Source organism: Pseudoalteromonas sp. PAST1 (assembly GCF_021532515.1).
GTDB lineage: Bacteria > Pseudomonadota > Gammaproteobacteria > Enterobacterales > Alteromonadaceae > Pseudoalteromonas > Pseudoalteromonas simplex.
In genome coordinates, this window is record NZ_JAKGBH010000006.1 from 39,049 (window position 1) to 59,382 (window position 20,334).

The following is a 20,334-nucleotide window of genomic DNA, read 5'->3' on the forward strand; positions in this document are numbered from 1 at the left end:
GTTAAAGTTAACTGTATTAGTATCTATTTATAAAATTTTAACTTGCATCTTCAATGACTATATCGATGCTGACACCCTTTTTATATTCAAAAAGTGTAGCATGTGTTACGCATCCTAAATATTGGTATAAATGTTTGGACTTATTTATGATTCCACGATCTGCCGATAACAATATTTGACAATATGAAGCTAGCCCTGCATGACATGAATCAGAAAAAACATTCTTAATTTTCTCTTTTTTTGCCATACCCTTATCTGGGTTTATACCTAAAATATTCAGGACCATGTAAGCGGCTTGAATAGATGAGTGCTGTGTATGATTTAAACTTTCAGATATGTTTGGTATTGGCTCAAAACCGAAAAATTGATTCTTTGAGAGCGAGCCTTCCATTGAGGGTTCAACTAAGTTCCAAATATCATCTATTACACTTGCTGACTCTTTTAATTTTTCACGCTTAACACTCGTGACACCTAAGGCATTTCGCGTTTTATCAATTGGATTATGTTCTTTCATATGTTTTTGAATATTACAATCTAATTTTCCTGCGACTTCTTCGACCTCTTTCTGCATGTCATTACGTAAATTAATATCTGGAACATCATCTATTAGCTTTGTTACTTCTGCTCTAAATTGTTCAGGCGTCCTTTCTAAACTTTTAAAATTATCAGCACCGTAAGCTTTCATCATAAACTCAAAGAAATATTCAGCAGTATTTTCATACCCTTCGATAGAACGGAGATATTCTTCATATCTTAAGAAAGGGTCTTTAAAAGAAGAGAGAAACAAATCTCCTGTTGCTTTGTAATTTTCTATTACCTCACAAAGTTCAATTGCTTTTAAGTCACATATACCTTGCAATGTTTCTTCTTGATAATTTCGATGTAATTCATCTAAATGTACATGCGAATATACCCAAATAAACCTTTCAGGTTCGACTATTGTAATATCACCTCTTCCCACATATCTGAAAATATTCATATCAGCGTAGATAACAGGTTTTTCTAATTCAAATTGAACACTCATTTTTAACATCCTTATTTTAATTTCTGTGGTATGCCAAGCAATCTCAATATTTCATTTTTCACACTGCGAAGTTCATGCGCGGGAAGTGAGTTAGGCGCTTTGTTAAAGATACTATACCCTTTATCATATCCCTCTATATAATTATTATAAGTGTCAGAGGTATAGCTATTCATAAAGTGCATGTTAGGTTCACTATTTAAACTATTAAAAAGTTCTAATAATTCCTCTTGCTCTAATTGGTCTTGTTCTTGTTGTTTGTAAAAACAATCCTTAACCTCTTCATAGTCATCAGCATTTTCATCAAACAAACCATAATATCCTGGCCTAAATGAGTAGTCAGTGGATACAGCAACCATTAATAGCGCAAATTTAGTCTTTTCATTTTTATTCTCTTTTAATCTACTTGATAGCCTCTTTAAATTATTGAAAGCAGTTCTATTACGAAAGTTATCTTCATTTATTTTAGCTGGCGCTATTACTAAATCAGGCTTTAAAGTATCAAAATATTGCTCTGCTAATGCCTTACTCAAATCAAGAAAAACGAAATCATAATTTTCAAGGGTCGGTACTAAAGACTCTACAGAAGTTGTAAAAGGAAAACTAAATAAACCGATATGATCATTTATTGGTGTATCAATCTTTATTGTTCTAGGAAAGGGATAATTATGCTTCGCAGACATATCTCCATATACAGCACATCCACTAGAGTCTGAAACAACAAGGACCTCATAACCATCAGAAATAAGCGCAGTACATAAATCAATAGTTAGTAACGTTTGGCCAGCCCCCCCTTGACCGCCGTAAAAACTCACGAGTTTCCCTAACTTCCCCTGCTTGTTTGGTGGATATGGTAATCCATGCTTTAAGCAGAATAGTTCAAGTGTTGCAGGAGGGATTCTTAAGCTACTACCTGCGGAGGTTGGTGCCTCATACCTTTGCCATAACCTTAGGTTCTTATAAACACTATCAGCTGCTTGTTGACTTGATAACCCTATTTTTTTACGCAAAGCTCTTAATTTTTCTGGTGTTATTTGGTTCATTTACTACGTCCTTTTAATCAAGTAATAGCCAAATACGAATCTCAGGACGTAATTTGTACCATAGGACGTACTTATTTTCACTTTTTAACTTACAAAATCACTTGTATCTTTTCCTCATCGAAAATATTAGGAAATCACAAATGCAAAACAAGGCGTTACAACTAAAAAATGAGCTCGATAAAAATATTTACCAAGCAGAAGCAGCAATCAACGCGCTATGTATTGAAGATCACTTTGATAAAATGGATAAAGACACCCTAGCAGGCATGCTATGGGTGCTATCAGAAAACATAGAAAAGATAAAACGAAGTGTGAGAAGAATTAGAGCGTAAAAAAGCTAAGTCAAAGATTTAAAAATAACCCTTAGAAATTTTTGGTAGTTCGAGCTGTTCAAAAAAACAGCTCATAAAATAGTTAACTACATAACGTCGTTAATTATTTCCAGTGCTTTAGCACCATAGTTCGCTAATTTACCTGCAGACGACAGAAATTTTTCTGTATTTACTGCATTATCAGTAATCTGTTTAGTCTTCTTCAAAACTTTGCCTAGTAACTTAACTTCTTCGCTTTCCTTAGATTCTTTAAGGACGTCTTCCTTTGAAATGATATCGCCTACAATTGTATTCATCGCTGTTTGAAGAGAAGAGGCTCCTTTTATCTTGTACTCATGTAAAGCTTTTATTATTCCATCAATATGGTCATGTATGATTGACCTTGTGTATGGGGGTAAATTTGAGTTTTCTAACAACTCTTTTAAAGAATCAATTAAACGATGAATCTCTTCTATATCCTGAATATTTATAGAATCTTCTTCCGATGGAAGCATTGCTCTACAATAACCAAGGCTCAAAAACACCTCTCTAGTTAGCTTTATTTTTAGACTCTTCCAATCAGTCATCAACGCATGAATAGCTAAAACATCTGAGATGCTGTTGAGTAATGACCTGCATCCAAACTCATCCTCAACTTTAAAGTTAAGATTTTCAATAATGATATCGATTTCACTTTGCAACAACATTAAACATCTAGATATTTCCATATTAAGTCTGTTTTGATTCTTTTCATCAATATCAAAGACATCTGCCCAAACTTTATATACTTTGACGTTATCTGGATGTTCATCAGCTTTCTTCAATAAGTGGAGTATTCTGGAAGCAGAATTTTCTTTAATCATAGGTACCTTTTTTAATTACTAAACACCTCACATAGGCATTTTTTATTTCCGGCGAGATATCAGTAATAATAAAACATAATTTAATACGATCGCTCCCCTCGCTGTAATTATTAAAAAATATAACTATCTATGTTTCTTTACAAGCCTAAACTTTTAATTAGTTTATGAAAATTCTGCACAAGGCTTATGAAGCCTAATACTCCTTGTTACTACACCTTCTAAGCAAAAGTCATCCTCTGGTGAAACATACACTGGCTTAAACGCATCAGAGGCTGATAGCAGCAAACGATTGTCTTTATCAATAATCTTACATACAAAGCAACCATTATAACTAGCAACAACAATATCACCTGTACTTGCATCCACCGCCCTATCAACTAACAGTAAGTCACCATCGAATATTCCTACTCCCTGCATAGACTGCCCTGAAGCCATTCCAATAAAGGTAGCATCAGGATGCTTAATCAATAGCTGATCAAGCGAAAGGCCTAATTCTTTGTATTGAGCAGCTGGAGATTCAAAGCCTGTAATACCAGCTTCGATATAAATTGGGATAACGAACATAAGTAATAAAACCAAAACACTGTACACACATACAGTATAGTGAAAAATTTAAGTGTCTGAAAGTGAATTTTGAAGTCGCTTGAGCTTAGACTTACACAATTAGATTTTCTAATATGTTGTTTAGGAAGGGCTTTATAAAAAAGCTGAGAATTGTATTTGTAATAAGCACTCTAACCGCTTGATTTTACAAAAGTATAAAAATGAGAAAAAATGCACTTTTTACTGTGTAAAAAAACAGTAGTTTATTTGTAATATTACACAATTTCAATAGGTTAACTTAATTTTGAAGAAAATCATGGGGTGTCAGGGGTCGCAGGTTCAAATCCTGCTATGCCGACCATTTTTCCTTATCCCTATCAAAAACTTACATACTATTCTTAGTTTCTATAAAATCTAAAACGTCAATAACGTTGAAAAGCTATACACTAATTTACCATCAACAGCCTCATGATCTTTAGCTACAAATTGTGCCGTCCAACCTTTATTATCACTTGATGCTAAACCTGAAGAATGCAACTGACAAAAGAGTTGCTCTAAAAATAATGATTGGTAACTAATTAAGAGATCTTCCAACTCTGATTTACTTTTTGAAACTGGAATATTTATTTTTGCGTTGTAGATAGCGTTAATGGATTTTGGTTTATAAGCATTGAATTTAGTATATAAATCAATATTCAGATTGATAAATGAATCGAGCTCAGCTTGTTGCAAATGATAAACAAATGTTGAATCACAGCATTCTGTTACAAAGGAACGCTCATAAGAGTCATTTACAAAGCGTGAAGAGAAAACAACAGTTCTAGGTTTGTTAGTTTGACTTTGAATATCAAAATCATTGAGTTCTAGAATTCGATGAACTCTCCATATCCCTGAACCATAGCTTCTGACCCAATCTCCGACCTTAATATTATCGTCCATACTTTCCTTGATGCCTAACGCCGTGATAAACGGAACAAAGTAGCAGGCGGCAATTTAGAGCGTACACTGCCTGATGTTTTGTGTTCGATTTAATTACCTTGTTAAGGTTATAAAGCACTTTTTTTGATTGAGTGTGCTTCAAGTTCTTTTGCTATTAAATCTCGATCTATATCTTTAGGTAATAAAAATGTAATTTCACTATCATCTGTAAACTTAAAAACTATGCCGTCAACAATAAAAGTATACGAAGATATCAGCTCCCAAGGTATCGAAGTTATATTATCTGCTTTGATTCTAATAAGACCTTTGGGGCCCGAATCAATTTTCACTGGTGACAGCCACCTGATCGTATACATGCCCCAAGCTAAAATGAAACCTCCTACAGGCGCAATCCAAATAGTTTTAACCAGATGATTGATAAAGTCATCTTTAGTCAACAGACTTACAACTGCCAAAAAAACGAAAGCCAACGTCCAAATAAGGCAGCTGATTAACACCCCTTTTGAAATGAGGCTATATCTTTCTTGATTTTGGATTGATTTAACCCAAGGTTCAGTCCACTTCATTGTCTGATTGTAACCCTAACGCCGTATTGAGGGCGGATAAAGCTTGGCTAAAATTATCGACGAAGGAGCGCAAGCCAAGCTTTTTGCGCCCACCCTTAATGCGATTGTTATATTGCATTAATGCGATTGTTATATTGCATTGTAAACCATTGGCTCACAAGGCTTTGGTTTATATTCACAATACCGATATTCAATGGTTACAATTTCAGCGATAGCTTGCTCTTTATATACTTGAGTAAATAAACCATTCTTTAATACATAAAATAGCTCATTTTTATTAGCTGCTACTTTAAGTTGATTCCATTGACCAGCATCAACCAAGTTTGAATTGTGATTGAAGCGATATTGTATAGTTGCATCTTCGGCTAATGTAATTGAACTGTAGGCTCCAAAGTATAGTTTACTATTAATGCCGTTAACTTTTACTTGTTGGTACGCACTCGGATCTTGGTAGGCAACAGGAGATATTAGATACACGATTGTACTTTCGGTACTAGGCAGAATAGGAAATTGATACTCAGCTGATTTGGATTTTAAAATTTCAGCAGGAATTCCAACGCAAGATATTAGTGCCGAAGCGACTAAAATAATGATTAGATTACGCATAGCTCCCCTTGCAATATAACGCTTGCCGTTAACGGCACATAATAGCAGGCTAAAATTTACGACGAAGGAGCACAAGCCTGCTGTTTTGTGCTACGGTTTAACGGCCTTGCTAGGTGTATATTACACTCTGTTTTTAAATACTACGGGTGTGATCAACATAGCTATTAAGACTATAAAACCAGCTACAAACCCAATATTTTGAAGATAACTAACACCAGAAAAGAATAATATTATTGCTATAGCGAAAATGGCTATTTGAGAGAAACCTATAGCACGCCTCTTTCTAGCATTACCTTGCCCATGAAAAAGCCAAATCAAGGTGACAGGTATAGATACTAATATCAAAATAAGTAGTAGGTATAATGCCCCACCTCCTCCGTGTGTCACCTCAACCTCCTGTAAACATAACGTTTGATTAGCAGGCTAAAATTAGCGACGAAGGAGCGCAGCCTGCTGTTTTGCGTCCTTTGGTTTGGGCACTTGTTATGTGTTTTTATTCAGGTTTTAAACCTGACAACTTAACGCTTTCACCTTTTGAAATTGACTTTGCTTGGTCTAAAGTAAACTGAAACCAAAATTCAGTGCGATTCTCATCGAAATAACTAAAGCAAAACTCCACTTCATCAGCGTCAAAGCCACCAACAAACGATGGAGATTGAAACATATCGCTCGACTCTATTTCAAGCCATTGATGAGTTGAGTAGTCTTGGTTAACTATCTCAATACAAATAGATTTTAATTCATCTTCAATTGGTATATCCATCACTGACCTGTTAGAGCACAGAACGCCGACATAATGGGCGGATTAAGCTTGGGCTAAAATTAGCAAGGAACAGGCGCCAGTCGAGCTTTAGACGTCCCACACATAATTTACATGTTATATACCAATATGTACCAGAGCCGCATCTCGGAATTCTTGATAGTTGTCAGCATACTCCCAAATAGAAAATAAGTGCTCTCCATTTGAGTCGACTAAACAATACATTTGGCAATTAGCATATTCTTTCGAGTTTTTTAAATCACTCCAAGCATAGAATGATGATTGCCCGTTTTTACATAGAACAATTCCTTTAGAATCGAAGGTAAAACTAAACTTTAAACTCCGAAGGAAACGAACCAATAGAAAGAAATATTTGCCACAAAAATAAACCAAAGCGCTACATAAGAAAAATAAAAAAATTAAAGTTTGCCAATCACCATCCGCAATTCTATTGCTTGATAAGTAAATCATAGATAGAGGACCTAGCGCATAAACAGGCAAAAGTATGACTCCACAAATATAAGCCATTATTTGAACAGAGTTAGAATGTTGAACCATATTTCCCTTGGTATATAACAATTTTATAGTGCGCTCGTCGCGCATCTTTCTGCCGATGTTACGCGCATGTACTAATAAATCTATTTTTAACAAATAACGTAATGCATTGCCAATTCTAATTTTTTATTGATACTAAAGATATTCAGAAAAAGAAAATGCTCTCGTCGCTCATCTTGGGGCAGAAATGAGTTACCCAAAACTCCCTTTCAATTATTTATCACTCTGTACTTCAAACTCTTTAAAAATACTGTTCACATTCACTTTTGCGCCTAGCTTTGCAGCGATTAAAAAGAGGCCTGCTAGTTTTCTGTGAACGAACAAGGCATCTACGGGTGGTGCATGCCAATGCTCTGAGGCGGTACTCATTTTTAGGCCGAGTTCTTTTATGCGTTTTGGTAAGTCGCTATTTGCAAAATCATACTCTCCTTGGTGGCGCAGTGGCTCGCAGGCGAGTAGAAATATATCAACGACATTTTCTATATATTCTTGAGCAAGCCCTTGTTGAAAATAGCCAATTTGCTGTGCTGCTGTTGCCACACCTGCTCTATCGTTATTAATCGCAGCAGATAATAACTGTAAGTAGCCATCACTAATATGCTGAGGTAGTTCGCGGGTGGCGCCAAAGTCTAAAAGCACCAAGCGTTGATTGTCGATTTGATACTGATAATTGGCAAAGTTTGGATCAGTTTGAACTAGTTTAAAGCTAAATAATTCGCGTAAAAATAAGCTGAGTAGCTGTTCAACCGCTTTATTACGTAAAGCTTGCTCTTTACTTGCCAGTTCATCTAGCTCTTGCCCTTCAACAAAACTCATGACTAAAACTTGAGAAGAACTAAGCGAATCAACCACATTTGGAATAAGGTAATTGTCATCACCCTTTAAACACTCGCTGTAGCGTTTTAAAAAACTCGCTTCTAATTCGTAGTCAGCTTCGTTTATAAGCTGCTGTTTTGCTTCCTCGATAATAGGCTGTATTTCTACCTCTTTAGGTAATAAGCCACTGAGCTTCAGAAGGTAAGCTAAGTTATCAACATCACTGGCAATGCCTTTTGCAATACCTGGGTATTGCACTTTAACTGCTAACTTTTCGCCCGATTCTCGGTAAGCAATATGCACTTGCCCAATTGATGCCGCAGCAAATGGTCTGAGCTCAAAATGCGATAATTTTTCTAGCCACGCATCGCCCCAATGCTCACGCATTACTTTAACTAGCTGCTTTTGTGGCATAGGTGTCGCTTCTGAACGTAGCCTTGCTAAAATTGCTGACAGCTCAGGAGTAAGTAATTCGCCACTATCCATGGATAACAGCTGCCCCAATTTCATTGCTGCTCCACGCAGATTTGCAAGCTGCTCTGCAAAGCGCTGAATATTTTTTGGCTTTAACAATAACTCTTGTCGTGATGTTTGCTTGCCGGTCGCCCATGCTTTTGTGCCTTCAAACAACATATTACCCGCAACTTTGCCTGCTAAAGAGCCAAGCCGAGCCGCTCTTGCAAAGCGTGATGTTGGAACAGATTTTTGTTTATCACTCATATTACTTCACACTATTAACTTAATGCTTTGAATACGTTGGTTGTTCGAGTTTAGATCGACTTTAGCTTTACTATCACTTGTCTTCTAGCCAAAAGCAAAAAGCCGCATGGTTAGCTTATTTGCTTCCCGATGCGGCTATTTATTTAATTAACAAGCCAATAAATTGTTTTATTGAGAGTTACTGCTTTCCAGACATCAACTGTTCCATTAGCTGGCTAAAGTCGAAGCTTGCTGCTTTTTGCAGTGGTGGATACTCTGATAGCGATTTTATGTGTTCGCCAAGTAGATGTTGCACAGGCTCATTTAGCCATTGCTTAGCTTGCACTATGTCTGAGCGGTCGGTTAAACCATCAAAGCTTTCAAACGGATCCATACGTATGTTATAGAAAATTGGGAACTTTTGCTTTTCATAAGGAGCATAATAATTTTCGCTCGTTTCAAAGTGCAGCTTCCATTGCTTGTAGCGAATCGCTTTTATACTTGATTCGTAATAGTAGAAAAAGTGATCACGGGCGCTTTGGTCAGTTTTGCCAAGCCAGTAATTCAGGTTATTTACGCCGTCAATCGGTTGCTTATGCTCTTTCAGTGCTTTTTTCGCGATATTTGGTTCACCTGCTGCTGCAGCTAGCGTTGTGTAAATATCCATGTGCGATTGAATACCGTTTAATACTGTATTTGCAGGTACTTTACCTGGCCAGCGAACAATCATAGGCACACGTACACCACCTTCATAGGTTGTCATTTTCTCACCACGGAAAGGCGTTGTACCACCATGTAATCGAGCACTGTGCTCCGGGCCATTATCTGTAGAATAAACAACAATAGTGTTATCAAGCACACCCATATCATCTAGTGCAGCCATTAACTCGCCCACTTGTTGATCATGTTCAATCAGACCACTGCCGTATAAATCATGCTCTGTGGTGTATTCTTCTGCTAAATAACGGCTCTCATCACTTAAACGCGTGTACATATGCATTCGGCTTGGGTTAAACCAAACAAAGAAAGGTTTGTCTGCTTTTTTCGCTCGTTTAATAAAGTCTATGCTTGCGTCCATAAACTCTTTATCAACGGTTTTCATACGCTCACGAGAAAGCTGACCAGTATCTTTAATTTTTTGCTTACCTACTTTACCAAAGCGTGGATCAACTGTTTTGTCATCTACATTTGTGGCGTAAGTATGTAAAACGCCTCGCGTACCATATTTTTTGAAGAATTCAGGATCTTTCGGGTAGTCTCGTTGCTCAAACTCTTCTTGAGTATTTAAGTGATATAAATTCCCGAAAAACTCATCAAAGCCATGCACGGTTGGTAAGTGCTCGTTGCGATCACCTAAGTGGTTTTTACCAAATTGCCCTGTTGCATAACCCTGCTCTTTTAATACCTCTGCAAGCGTATAAGAACCAGCTTTTAAACCAAGCTCTGCGCCAGGTCGTCCCACTGTAGTCATGCCACTACGAATTGGATATTGGCCTGTAATAAGTGCAGCGCGCCCTGCAGTACACGATGGTTGCGCGTAATGATCGGTAAACATTGCGCCTTCGTGGGCGAGTTTATCGATGTTTGGCGTTTTATAACCCATGGTACCAAGTCCATAAGCACTTACATTTTGCCAGCCAACATCATCGGGGAATATAATTAGAATATTGGGTTTGTCTTTAGCAAAAGCGACAGAGCTTGCTAAATATAAAGCAGCGGATGCTACGGCGAGTAGTCTTTTCATAACAGCAGTCCTTCGTGTATTTTAATAAAATACTATGTAGTTTAGTTTTTAAACTTGTAGTACTTTTTTTAGTCTACTAAAAATACTGTGTACCGCAATTATTATTAATGCTAGGCATAAAAAAACCGTATTTTCTGATCAAAATACGGTTTTTAAAACGTTATTAACTTAAACGTTATTTAATAACTTCTAAGCCACCCATGTAAGGGCGTAATACTTCTGGTACAACAATCGAGCCGTCTGCTTGTTGGTAGTTCTCTAAGATTGCTACCAGTGTACGACCAACCGCTAAACCTGAACCATTTAGTGTATGAAGTAGCTCTGGCTTTTTCTCGCCTTGACGACGGAAACGCGCTTGCATACGACGTGCTTGGAAATCAACCATGTTAGAACATGATGAGATTTCACGATAAGTGTTTTGTGCAGGTAACCATACTTCTAAATCGTAAGTTTTTGCTGCACCAAAGCCCATATCACCCGTACATAAAATCACTTTACGGTATGGAAGTTCTAATGCTTGTAAGATTTGCTCAGCATGGCCTGTTAGCTCTTCTAGCGCTTGCATTGAATCTTCTGGTTTTACTAGTTGTACTAATTCAACTTTGTCGAATTGGTGCTGACGAATAAGACCACGTGTATCACGGCCATAGCTACCGGCTTCACTGCGGAAACAAGGTGTATGTGCGGTTAAACGAATTGGTAAGTCGCTTTCGTCGTAAATTTCGTCGCGAGCACTGTTCGTAAGCGGTACTTCAGCTGTAGGAATTAAGCTAAAACCAGGTTGTTGCTGACCGTCGTCATCCACTAAACCTAATGTGTGGAATAAGTCACCAGCAAACTTAGGTAATTGGCTTGTGCCGTATAAGCTTGCGCTATTAACAAGGTAAGGCACATACATTTCTGTATAGCCGTTTTGCTCTGTGTGCGTATCAAGCATGAACTGCGTAAGAGCACGGTGCATACGTGCAACTTGACCGCGCATAACAGTAAAACGTGCGCCACTGATTTTAACGCCCATTTCAAAGTCTAGGCCGTTTACGTCTTGACCAACATCAACGTGATCTTTTACTTCAAAGTCGTATGACTTAGGCGTACCCCAGGTTGAGATTTCAACGTTTTGATCTTCGTCTTCACCTACAGGAACAGACTCATCAGGTAAGTTTGGAATAGCAAGTGCAATTTGCTTAAGCTCTTCAAGTACTGCGTCTTGCTCTGCTTTTACGCTGTCTAGTTGATCGCCAAGATTACTTACTGAATCAAGCAGCTGTTGTGCTTTTTCGTGCTCGCCTTTCGCTTTTGCTTGGCCGATAGCTTTGGAACTTGCATTACGCTCGCTTTGAAGTTCTTGCGTTTTTACTTGTAATGTTTTGCGTTTTTCTTCAAGTGCAGTTACCGCTGCAGTATCAAGTTCGTAACCGCGTGATGCTAAACGTGCAGCCGCTTGTTCGATATCTTGACGTAAATATTTAGAATCTAACATGTTCGATTTTTAACCTTTTTGCATTACCAGCTGAAGGCCCAGCCAAGCCATAAATATACACACCACCACGTTTAAGGTGATATTGAGGGCCATTTTAAAAAAGTGACCTTGTTGCAAGAGCAACAACGAATCCATTGAGAATGTTGAAAAGGTGGTCAATGCACCTAAAAAGCCAATACCAATTAAGGTTTTAGCGGGGCTAACAGCGATTATTTCTTTTTCAATCAAGCCGTATAAAATGCCCATTAACAATGAACCAAGAATATTAACTGTCAACGTGCCAAAAGGGAATCCCCTACCGAGCAGTTTTAGCATGGTTTCGCTAAGAAAATAGCGTAAACATGCCCCTGAAGCGCCACCCATTGCAATCATCATGTAAAGTTTCAAGCTATTCATAGCGTTTAATATCACTTTGCTCGTTACGCTGAGTTAAATAGTCCAGCTTTTGTTTTATTTTTTGTTCAAGCCCGCGGTCGGTTGGGAAGTAATACTGGCGATCATTAATTGCCTCAGGGAAATACTTTTCGCCTGCAGCAAATGCACCTTCCTCATTGTGTGCATAACGATATTCAGCGCCATAACCTAAGTCTTTCATTAAGCTGGTTGGTGCATTGCGTAGATGCTCTGGCACCGGGTGGCTCGGCTCATTTTTAGCATCTTGCATTGCTTGATTAAACGCCATATACACAGCGTTACTTTTCGGGGCACTGGCTAAGTATATGGTGGCTTGTGCAATAGCACGCTCACCTTCACTTGGGCCTACACGTTGAAAAATATCCCACGCATTGAGTGCCACTTCCATTGCTCGCGGGTCAGCATTGCCAATATCTTCTGTAGCAATCGCTAATAAACGCCGAGCCACATAAAGTGGGTCGCCACCCCCAGCTAAAATACGGCAATACCAATATAAAGCGCCATCAGGTGAACTACCTCGCACTGACTTATGAAACGCTGAAATCAAGTCATAAAACTCATCACCGCCTTTGTCGTACTTGGCTAAGTGAGTTGGTAAAACTTGGCTTAAAACATGTTGATCAACAAAGTATTTGCCCTGCTGCTCCGTAGTTAAATCAACCGCTTGTTCTAAAAGGTTCAGCACTTTACGCGCATCGCCATCACTTGCTTGGCAAAGCGCTTGTTTAGCGTTATCGGCAATGTCTATGTGTTTTTGGCTAAGCTCTACGTCTTCACGTAAGGCGCGCTCAATTACGTTAAATAAATCAGTTTGCTCAAGTCCTTTTAAAACATATACACGAGCACGAGACAGTATCGCGTTATTAAGTGCAAATGATGGGTTTTCGGTGGTCGCGCCAACAAAAATAAAAGTACCGTCTTCGATATGTGGTAAGAATGCATCTTGCTGAGATTTATTAAAGCGGTGCACTTCGTCAACAAACAATAAGGTGCGTTGCCCTCGCCCGGCAAGGTTTGCTTTTGCTTCACTTACAGCCTCACGAATATCTTTAACACCTGCTGTAACCGCCGACATTTGAATAAGGCTGGCATCGGCATGGTTTGCAATAATCTGCGCTAAGGTGGTTTTACCAACGCCTGGCGGCCCCCACAAAATAAGACTGTGGCATCGACCTGCAAGAATCGCTTGGTAAAGAGGTTTATCGGGGCTTAAAAGGTGCTGCTGACCTATGTAGTCATTAAGTGTTTCAGGTCGCATGCGCGCCGCAAGTGGGCGCACATCAGGACCAAAATTAAATCCGAGGTTACTCAAGCCTTAATCACCTTGGCTTTGGTCGTCAACTTCAACGCCCTCAGGAATTGTAAATTCAAAGGTTTTAGCTGCCAGTGCTTGGTTTACTTTGGCATCTTTAAAGGTAAATAAAGACTGCTGACCAGAGGTATCTAATACTGTCAGTGATGCTAGACCTTGTTCTTTAGCGTTAAAGCTAATGTCTAACTTTTCAACTTGGCTCTCAACGCCTTTGTTTGGCGTGACGCTAAAACCTGCATCAGTTGCCACAACTTGGTATTTAGCCCACTGCTCTGGATCTTTTGAGGTCAGCAATACAAACGGTGTTGAATCAATCAGGCTGTGGGTATTCATAATCGTTACTTGCTCAGCAAAGCTGTCGAAGTAATACGTTTTATCGCCATTTGATACAAACAAGGTATCGTCTGGGCTTTGCTGTTGCCAACGGATCATCATAGGCTGCTGAAGGGCAATATTCCCCTCACCTTGCATGATAGCTTCGCCTTGCGAATCGGTAACCTGCTGTGAAAACTCTGCTTTAAAACTTTTAATCGCAGCCAGTTGCTGTTGCAACGCTTCGCTGTCGTCTGCAAAACTTTGACCGCTTAATAAACAACCCATAATTAGGGCTAGGTATTTAATTTTTTTCATTAATTTGCTCCACCATTTGGCACTAAGACTTCGCGGGCACCGTTATGTCCTGGTGCGCTAACAATGCCTGATGTTTCCATTTGTTCAACTAAGCGTGCTGCGCGGTTATAACCTACACGAAGCTTACGCTGTACACTCGATACCGACACTTTGCCGGTTTCAATTACAAATGATACTGCTTCATCGTAAAGCGGATCTGACTCTTCATCACCGTCTTCACTGGTTTCTCCTGGTAGTAAAATTTCTTCTGTGGCATCGCCACTTAAAATTTCATCAATATAATTTGGTTTACCACGTTTTTTCCAATCGTCTACAACCGCATGTACTTCGTGGTCGTCAACAAACGCGCCATGCACACGCACTGGTACACTGGTACCCGGCGGTAAGTAAAGCATGTCACCCATACCAAGTAAGTTTTCAGCACCTTGTTGATCTAAAATGGTACGCGAGTCAATTTTACTTGAAACTTGGAACGCCATACGGGTTGGAATATTCGCTTTAATCAAACCGGTAATTACGTCAACCGATGGGCGCTGTGTTGCTAGCACTAAGTGAATGCCTGCAGCACGGGCTTTTTGCGCGATACGTGCAATCAGCTCTTCCACTTTTTTACCCACGATCATCATCATGTCGGCAAATTCGTCAATAACCACCACAATACTTGGCAGTTTATCTAGCTCTTCAGGGCCATCGGCCATGCCGTCAGTGTCTTTAAACAGTGGATCTAGAATCGGTTGACCCGCTTCTTTGGCATCCAATACTTTTTGGTTGTAACCTTTTAAGTTACGCACCCCAAGTGCCGACATCAGCTTATAACGACGTTCCATTTCGCCTACACACCAACGCAATGCATTGGCTGCTTCTTTCATGTCGGTAACAACTTCACATAATAAATGTGGGATGCCTTCGTACACAGAAAGTTCAAGCATTTTCGGGTCGATCATGATCATACGAACATCATCAGGGCCCGATTTGTACAGTAAGCTTAATATCATTACATTAACGCCCACTGACTTACCTGAACCTGTGGTACCCGCAACAAGTAAATGTGGCATTTTGCCAAGGTCAGCACATACCGGCTCGCCAGCAATGTCTTTACCTAACACCATAGTCAGTGGTGATGGGTTTGATTCGAACTTAGGCGCGTTAATAACTTCACTTAAGCGCACAATTTCACGGTGTTTGTTAGGCAGCTCTAAACCAACATAAGTTTTACCCGGAATAACTTCTACCACACGTACGCTTACAGCAGACAGCGAACGTGCTAAATCTTTCGCTAAGCCAGTGATTTTAGCTACTTTAATACCCGGCGCTAAATCAAGCTCAAAGCGTGTTACAACCGGACCTGGGTACACACCCACAACCGCAGCTTGAATGTTAAAATCAAGTAATTTGGTTTCAACTAAACGCGAGATTCCATCAAGCTCTTCTTGAGATAATGGGTTTTTCGCTTTATCTGGGCGGTCTAGTAAATCAAGTGATGGTAACGGGTTTGCAGGCGGCTGCTCTTCAAGCAGTGCTTCAAACTTTTCTTTTGCCGTTGGCGGTGGCTGGTACGCAGGTTTTGGTTTAGGCATAGGGCGCGCAGGCGAAACAACCGTTGTAACAGGTTTTTCTGGCTCAACAACTGGGCTCTGATCAAGCGCATTCAGTGCCGATACGGTATCGAATGATTCATCATCAAGGGCACTAAAGCCAATTTCTTGGTCAAGAATATCGTCTAGCTCATCAAAGCCTTTAAAGTCATCATCGGCTTTTTCAGCAGGCTTTTGCTTAGGCTTGGTAGGCTTTGGTGCTTCTACATCATCGTCATTAAAGCTAATTGCTGGTTCGTTTTCTGGCTCAACAAAGTTAGCGTCTGGCTCTGTCGTGGCAATATTTTTAACAGCTTCTTTTTCACGATGTAACCAAGCAGAAAATTGCTCACGTAAAAAGTAAAATGCTTTCATTACCCACTTGCCGACAAAATCGACAAATTGCACCCACGAAATACCGGTTAATAGGGTTAAACCAGCAAAGAAAAAACACAGTAGTAAAATTGAGGTGCCGGTAAAATTAAAGGTAGGCATCATTGCTGTCGCAATAACATCCCCCACTACCCCACCAGATGAGAAGTTATAAATATCATCAAAATTAATGCTGCTGATAGCTGTAGCTGAAGTAATAAACAACGCAAAACCAATAACACGTAAGGCAAGCGTGGTGTAATCAAGCTGGAAAATACGGTGTGGCTGTTTAAACAATAAATAACCGAACAATTGAATAGCAACAGGCACTAAATAAGCAAGCCAGCCAAAAGTGAGTAATAGGATATCTGCAACCCAAGCTCCCGCTGTGCCGGTAATATTCTTAACATTAACAAATTCACCGGTTTGCGACCATGAAGGGTCCGCAGGATCAAAACTGATTAATGCACATAAAATAAATACTGCAGCAAAGGTGCTGATGATTAGCCCCGTTTCTAACAGTCTTTGAACACCATTTAGGCGCATAGCTCCCTATTCCTTATTATTCTTTACTGATCGATTAGCAGTGAAATACCTTAGCAGGAAATGCCGTTTGATGCACTTTATCTTAGCCTTGATGGACTGATAATGAACAAGTTTTTGTTACTCAATGTATATTTTAACAGTTTAGGCAATATATGGGCGAATAATGACCCCTTCTTCACCTTTTACTTCTTCCATTACCACATAAGTTCGGCTTTCACTGACATTTGGTAGTTTTAGTAGAATATCACCCAGTACATTTCGATATTCCGACATATCATTTACACGTGTTTTTAATAGAAAGTCGAAATTACCCGACACGAGATGGCATTCGATTATTTCGTCGTGCTTTTTAACCGCAGCGTTAAATTCTTCAAAAACATCTGGTGAGGTTTTGGTGATAGTGACTTCTACATAAACCGACAAACCTTGGCCAAGCTTAGCAGGATCCACTACTGCTTTATATCCGAGTATATAGCCCTCTCTTTCGAGCTTTTTTACCCGTTCCAAACAAGGGGTGGCACTTAATCCTACACGCCTTGCCAGCTCTACGTTAGAGATCCGACCATCGAGCTGTAATTCCATTAAAATTTTACGGTCTATTCTGTCGAGTAATTGATGCATAAGCCAAACCAGAGTTTTGCACTGTTTAAAATATATTTTTAGATTATATCACTAGAATAGCACTTAAAAAAGGTGAGACACACTGGCTGGTCATGAATATAATAGTCAAAAATTTTATCCCGTTCTATTAAGGCGAAAAACTATGATTATTGGTGTACCTAAAGAAATCAAAAACCATGAATACCGTGTAGGTATGGTTCCTGCGAGTGTTCGTGAACTAGTAAACCATGGCCACCAAGTGTTTGTTGAAACTGATGCTGGTATGGGCATTGGCTTCACTAACGAAGATTATGTTGCAGCTGGTGCTGAAATTTTACCTACAGCAGCAGACGTTTTTGCTAAAGCTGAAATGATCGTTAAAGTAAAAGAGCCACAAGCTGTTGAGCGTGCAATGTTACGCGAAGACCAAATTCTATTTACTTACCTTCACTTAGCACCGGATCTTCCACAAACTGAAGACCTAGTTAAAAGTGGCGCAGTGTGTATCGCTTACGAAACAGTAACTGATTCACGTGGCGGTTTACCTCTTCTTGCTCCTATGAGTGAAGTTGCTGGTCGTATGTCTATTCAAGCTGGTGCACAAGCGCTTGAAAAATCAAACCACGGCCGTGGTATGTTACTTGGTGGTGTACCAGGTGTTGAGCCAGCTAAAGTTGTTGTTATCGGCGGCGGCATGGTTGGTCGTAGCGCAGCGCAAATGGCTGTTGGCCTAGGTGCTGACGTTGTTGTTCTTGACCGTAACATCGACGTACTACGTGCATTAGACGCACAGTTCGGTAATAAAGTTAAAGCTATCTACTCTACTGCTGATGCACTAGAAAAACACGTACTAGAAGCTGACCTTGTGATCGGTGGCGTACTAATCCCAGGTGCAGCAGCGCCTAAACTAGTAACAGCTGAGCACATCAAAGCAATGAAGCCTGGTTCTGCAATCGTTGACGTTGCAATCGACCAAGGTGGTTGTATCGCAACTTCTAAGGCGACAACTCACGCTGATCCTACTTACATCGTTGATGACGTTGTTCACTACTGTGTTGCTAACATGCCAGGTGCTGTTCCACGTACTTCTACGTTCGCACTTAACAATGCAACATTACCGTTCATCATCAACCTTGCTAACAAAGGCTATAAGAAAGCGCTTCTTGACGATGCAAACTTCTTAAAAGGCTTAAACGTGATCAAAGGCCAAGTTACTTATAAAGAAGTAGCTGAAGCTTTCAACATGGAATATGTTGACCCACGTACAGCAGTTGAAAATGCTTAATAAGAATTAGCATTGTGAAACAAAAAAAGCAGCGAAATCGCTGCTTTTTTTATGCCTGTTTGCAAATAAATTAGTTTATCTGCAAACAATTATATTTCTGATTAACGACGCTTAGTTTGTTTAGCGCGTTGATTGTGCTTTTTAACCGCCTTACGGATTTGGTTAATTTTGGCACGTTTGTCTTTACGCTTTTCAGGAATAACCGACAGCTTAGTTTGCGTTTCGCGGCCTAGTTGTACTGTTTTGCGTAAATAGTTAACCGTGTCTAAATCAAGTTCAGCCCAACCACCTTGTGGCAAGCGCTTATCAAGCTCTAACTTACCGTAACGAATACGGATAAGACGCGATACTTCAACATCTTGTGATTGCCATAAACGACGTACTTCGCGGTTACGACCTTCTGTTAAAGTCACATTGAACCAACGGTTGATACCTTCACCACCCATAGGTTTGATGTTTAAGAATTTCGCAGGACCATCATCAAGCTCAACGCCTTTTGTTAGAGTGCGTAGCGTTTCGTTAGTCACTTCACCAAACACACGAGCTGAGTACTCACGCTCTACTTCGTAGCTTGGGTGCATTAAACGGTTAGCAAGTTCACCATCGTTAGTAAACAGCATTAAACCTGCGGTATTAATATCTAATCGGCCAACTGCAATCCAGCGTTCGCCATCAACACGTGGTAAACGGTCAAATACCGTACGACGACCTTCTGGGTCTTTACGCGTACATAACTCACCTTCTGGTTTGTTATACATAAGCACACGACAAATACGGTCGGCTTTGTCTTCGATTTTCACTACGTGACCGTCAACACGAATTACATCGGTTGCTTCTACGCGGTCGCCTAAACGAGCCACTTTACCATTCACGCTCACGCGGTTGGCATCGATGTATTTTTCCATTTCACGACGTGAACCCACGCCAGCACGGGCTAATACTTTTTGTAACTTTTCAGTTTCTACATTACTCATTCAGATAGTTCTCTCACAGAAGGATCGCTCAATAGCTGGTTGATTTTACTCTCCTGAAGTTCAGGTAACGGCGGTAATTCATCTAAACCAGCTAATGAAAAATAATCTAAGAAAGCGGATGTTGTGGCATACAACGCTGGGCGCCCGGGCACCTCTTTATGGCCAACAACTCTAACCCACTCTCTTTCTAATAAGGTTTTAATTATTCCTGAGCCAACAGCGACCCCCCGTACTTGTTCAATTTCACCACGGGTAATAGGTTGTCTATAGGCAATCAAGGATAACGTTTCTAGTAGTGCTCGTGAGTATTTAGGTGCGCGCTCTTGCCATAAGTTTGCCAGCCAAGGCGCTAAACTAGCGCAGGCTTGAAACCTGTAACCGCTGCCTACTGCAACAAGCTTAATGCCTCGGGTTTGATAATGCGTTTGAATTTGTTCAATTGCATTATTAATGCGCGGCATAGATACGCTTAAATCAGCTAATACTGTCTCTTTTAAATGACGTTTAGACACAGGTTTTCCAGCAACAAAAATCGCGGCTTCTATGATTTCGACTAACTGTTCATCACTGATACGTTTTGTGGCCATTGCTACTAAAGGTCATTTTAAATCACTAACGCTCTATTATGACAGAAGTCGGCCAAGGTTGGAAAAATTATTGTAAAAAAGCCAGTGTAAAACA

The 20,334-nt window shown here is 39.8% G+C and carries 22 protein-coding genes; 2 read left to right on the plus strand and 20 right to left on the minus strand.

The features are described 5' to 3' along the window. Nucleotides 1-37: 37 nt before the first annotated feature. Nucleotides 38-1,024, minus strand: coding sequence for a hypothetical protein (locus tag L1272_RS04180; RefSeq protein ID WP_235372829.1), 987 nt, complete (start codon nt 1,022-1,024; stop codon nt 38-40). 11 nt (nt 1,025-1,035) lie between these two features. Then, nucleotides 1,036-2,064: a hypothetical protein gene (locus L1272_RS04185; protein ID WP_235372830.1), complete on the minus strand. Its 1,029-nt coding sequence runs from the start codon at nt 2,062-2,064 to the stop codon at nt 1,036-1,038. A gap of 140 nt (nt 2,065-2,204) precedes the next feature. Here L1272_RS04185 and L1272_RS04190 point away from each other — a divergent pair, with 140 nt between their 5' ends. Next, nucleotides 2,205-2,396, plus strand: a complete 192-nt coding sequence (locus tag L1272_RS04190; protein ID WP_235372831.1) for a hypothetical protein — start codon at nt 2,205-2,207, stop codon at nt 2,394-2,396. An 86-nt stretch (nt 2,397-2,482) separates the two neighbouring features. Here the strand turns inward: L1272_RS04190 and L1272_RS04195 are convergent, their stop codons facing one another. The 16 genes from L1272_RS04195 to lrp form a co-directional block, all read right to left on the minus strand. After that, nucleotides 2,483-3,238: a hypothetical protein gene (locus L1272_RS04195; RefSeq protein WP_235372832.1), complete on the minus strand. Its 756-nt coding sequence runs from the start codon at nt 3,236-3,238 to the stop codon at nt 2,483-2,485. Between the two features lie 162 nt (nt 3,239-3,400). Further along, nucleotides 3,401-3,802: a LexA family protein gene (locus L1272_RS04200; RefSeq protein ID WP_235372833.1), complete on the minus strand. Its 402-nt coding sequence runs from the start codon at nt 3,800-3,802 to the stop codon at nt 3,401-3,403. A gap of 393 nt (nt 3,803-4,195) precedes the next feature. After that, a complete protein-coding gene (locus tag L1272_RS04205) occupies nt 4,196-4,720 on the minus strand; it encodes a hypothetical protein (protein WP_235372834.1) in 525 nt (174 codons plus the stop codon). A gap of 107 nt (nt 4,721-4,827) precedes the next feature. Further along, a complete protein-coding gene (locus L1272_RS04210; protein ID WP_235372835.1) occupies nt 4,828-5,286 on the minus strand; it encodes a hypothetical protein in 459 nt (152 codons plus the stop codon). A 129-nt stretch (nt 5,287-5,415) separates the two neighbouring features. Continuing rightward, nucleotides 5,416-5,892 carry a hypothetical protein gene (locus tag L1272_RS04215; RefSeq protein WP_054552980.1) on the minus strand — a complete coding sequence of 159 codons (477 nt, stop codon included), beginning with the start codon at nt 5,890-5,892 and terminating at the stop codon, nt 5,416-5,418. A gap of 120 nt (nt 5,893-6,012) precedes the next feature. Next, the gene (locus tag L1272_RS04220; RefSeq protein WP_054552979.1) at nt 6,013-6,279 is read right to left on the minus strand and encodes a hypothetical protein; all 267 of its coding nucleotides are present in this window, start codon (nt 6,277-6,279) and stop codon (nt 6,013-6,015) included. A 106-nt stretch (nt 6,280-6,385) separates the two neighbouring features. After that, nucleotides 6,386-6,655 carry a hypothetical protein gene (locus L1272_RS04225; protein ID WP_054552978.1) on the minus strand — a complete coding sequence of 90 codons (270 nt, stop codon included), beginning with the start codon at nt 6,653-6,655 and terminating at the stop codon, nt 6,386-6,388. Nucleotides 6,656-6,769: 114 nt separating this feature from the next. Further along, entirely contained in the window at nt 6,770-7,210 is a 441-nt protein-coding gene (locus L1272_RS04230; protein WP_054552977.1) for a hypothetical protein, read from the minus strand. A 210-nt stretch (nt 7,211-7,420) separates the two neighbouring features. Continuing rightward, nucleotides 7,421-8,743: an ABC1 kinase family protein gene (locus tag L1272_RS04235; RefSeq protein WP_235372836.1), complete on the minus strand. Its 1,323-nt coding sequence runs from the start codon at nt 8,741-8,743 to the stop codon at nt 7,421-7,423. 178 nt (nt 8,744-8,921) lie between these two features. After that, the gene (locus L1272_RS04240; protein WP_138600078.1) at nt 8,922-10,466 is read right to left on the minus strand and encodes an arylsulfatase; all 1,545 of its coding nucleotides are present in this window, start codon (nt 10,464-10,466) and stop codon (nt 8,922-8,924) included. A 175-nt stretch (nt 10,467-10,641) separates the two neighbouring features. Beyond that, nucleotides 10,642-11,946: a serine--tRNA ligase gene (serS, locus tag L1272_RS04245; protein ID WP_054552975.1), complete on the minus strand. Its 1,305-nt coding sequence runs from the start codon at nt 11,944-11,946 to the stop codon at nt 10,642-10,644. A 9-nt stretch (nt 11,947-11,955) separates the two neighbouring features. Next, nucleotides 11,956-12,342: a fluoride efflux transporter CrcB gene (gene crcB, locus L1272_RS04250; RefSeq protein ID WP_082389253.1), complete on the minus strand. Its 387-nt coding sequence runs from the start codon at nt 12,340-12,342 to the stop codon at nt 11,956-11,958. Next, nucleotides 12,335-13,672, minus strand: a complete 1,338-nt coding sequence (locus tag L1272_RS04255) for a replication-associated recombination protein A (RefSeq protein ID WP_235372837.1) — start codon at nt 13,670-13,672, stop codon at nt 12,335-12,337. The genes crcB and L1272_RS04255 overlap by 8 nt, the downstream gene beginning before the upstream one ends. A 3-nt stretch (nt 13,673-13,675) precedes the next feature. Then, on the minus strand, nt 13,676-14,302 hold the full coding sequence (gene lolA, locus L1272_RS04260) for an outer membrane lipoprotein chaperone LolA (RefSeq protein ID WP_235372838.1): 627 nt from the start codon (nt 14,300-14,302) through the stop codon (nt 13,676-13,678). Then, on the minus strand, nt 14,302-16,794 hold the full coding sequence (locus L1272_RS04265; protein WP_235372839.1) for a DNA translocase FtsK: 2,493 nt from the start codon (nt 16,792-16,794) through the stop codon (nt 14,302-14,304). The genes lolA and L1272_RS04265 overlap by 1 nt, the downstream gene beginning before the upstream one ends. 141 nt (nt 16,795-16,935) lie before the next feature. Continuing rightward, a complete protein-coding gene (gene lrp, locus L1272_RS04270; RefSeq protein ID WP_054552971.1) occupies nt 16,936-17,415 on the minus strand; it encodes a leucine-responsive transcriptional regulator Lrp in 480 nt (159 codons plus the stop codon). 142 nt (nt 17,416-17,557) lie between these two features. Between lrp and ald the strand changes: the two genes are divergently transcribed. Continuing rightward, on the plus strand, nt 17,558-18,679 hold the full coding sequence (gene ald / locus L1272_RS04275; protein ID WP_054552970.1) for an alanine dehydrogenase: 1,122 nt from the start codon (nt 17,558-17,560) through the stop codon (nt 18,677-18,679). Nucleotides 18,680-18,780: 101 nt separating this feature from the next. Here ald and rluB read toward each other — a convergent pair whose 3' ends face one another. Together rluB and scpB are read right to left on the minus strand one after the other, a co-directional pair. Next, the gene (rluB, locus tag L1272_RS04280; RefSeq protein ID WP_063704647.1) at nt 18,781-19,653 is read right to left on the minus strand and encodes a 23S rRNA pseudouridine(2605) synthase RluB; all 873 of its coding nucleotides are present in this window, start codon (nt 19,651-19,653) and stop codon (nt 18,781-18,783) included. Then, a complete protein-coding gene (gene scpB / locus L1272_RS04285; protein WP_054552968.1) occupies nt 19,650-20,240 on the minus strand; it encodes an SMC-Scp complex subunit ScpB in 591 nt (196 codons plus the stop codon). Before scpB ends, rluB begins: the two co-directional genes overlap by 4 nt. Nucleotides 20,241-20,334: the final 94 nt, after the last annotated feature.

Excerpts from the sequence above, each read along its gene's own strand:
- L1272_RS04180 (WP_235372829.1), bottom strand. The coding sequence starts at position 1,024 with ATGAGTGTTCAATTTGAATTAGAAAAACCTGTTATCTACGCTGATATG.
- L1272_RS04185 (WP_235372830.1), bottom strand. The coding sequence starts at position 2,064 with ATGAACCAAATAACACCAGAAAAATTAAGAGCTTTGCGTAAAAAAATA.
- L1272_RS04190 (WP_235372831.1), top strand. The coding sequence starts at position 2,205 with ATGCAAAACAAGGCGTTACAACTAAAAAATGAGCTCGATAAAAATATT.
- L1272_RS04195 (WP_235372832.1), bottom strand. The coding sequence starts at position 3,238 with ATGATTAAAGAAAATTCTGCTTCCAGAATACTCCACTTATTGAAGAAA.
- L1272_RS04200 (WP_235372833.1), bottom strand. The coding sequence starts at position 3,802 with ATGTTCGTTATCCCAATTTATATCGAAGCTGGTATTACAGGCTTTGAA.
- L1272_RS04205 (WP_235372834.1), bottom strand. The coding sequence starts at position 4,720 with ATGGACGATAATATTAAGGTCGGAGATTGGGTCAGAAGCTATGGTTCA.
- L1272_RS04210 (WP_235372835.1), bottom strand. The coding sequence starts at position 5,286 with ATGAAGTGGACTGAACCTTGGGTTAAATCAATCCAAAATCAAGAAAGA.
- L1272_RS04215 (WP_054552980.1), bottom strand. The coding sequence starts at position 5,892 with ATGCGTAATCTAATCATTATTTTAGTCGCTTCGGCACTAATATCTTGC.
- L1272_RS04225 (WP_054552978.1), bottom strand. The coding sequence starts at position 6,655 with ATGGATATACCAATTGAAGATGAATTAAAATCTATTTGTATTGAGATA.
- L1272_RS04230 (WP_054552977.1), bottom strand. The coding sequence starts at position 7,210 with ATGGTTCAACATTCTAACTCTGTTCAAATAATGGCTTATATTTGTGGA.
- L1272_RS04235 (WP_235372836.1), bottom strand. The coding sequence starts at position 8,743 with ATGAGTGATAAACAAAAATCTGTTCCAACATCACGCTTTGCAAGAGCG.
- L1272_RS04240 (WP_138600078.1), bottom strand. The coding sequence starts at position 10,466 with ATGAAAAGACTACTCGCCGTAGCATCCGCTGCTTTATATTTAGCAAGC.
- serS (WP_054552975.1), bottom strand. The coding sequence starts at position 11,946 with ATGTTAGATTCTAAATATTTACGTCAAGATATCGAACAAGCGGCTGCA.
- crcB (WP_082389253.1), bottom strand. The coding sequence starts at position 12,342 with ATGAATAGCTTGAAACTTTACATGATGATTGCAATGGGTGGCGCTTCA.
- lolA (WP_235372838.1), bottom strand. The coding sequence starts at position 14,302 with ATGAAAAAAATTAAATACCTAGCCCTAATTATGGGTTGTTTATTAAGC.
- L1272_RS04265 (WP_235372839.1), bottom strand. The coding sequence starts at position 16,794 with ATGCGCCTAAATGGTGTTCAAAGACTGTTAGAAACGGGGCTAATCATC.
- lrp (WP_054552971.1), bottom strand. The coding sequence starts at position 17,415 with ATGCATCAATTACTCGACAGAATAGACCGTAAAATTTTAATGGAATTA.
- ald (WP_054552970.1), top strand. The coding sequence starts at position 17,558 with ATGATTATTGGTGTACCTAAAGAAATCAAAAACCATGAATACCGTGTA.
- rluB (WP_063704647.1), bottom strand. The coding sequence starts at position 19,653 with ATGAGTAATGTAGAAACTGAAAAGTTACAAAAAGTATTAGCCCGTGCT.
- scpB (WP_054552968.1), bottom strand. The coding sequence starts at position 20,240 with ATGGCCACAAAACGTATCAGTGATGAACAGTTAGTCGAAATCATAGAA.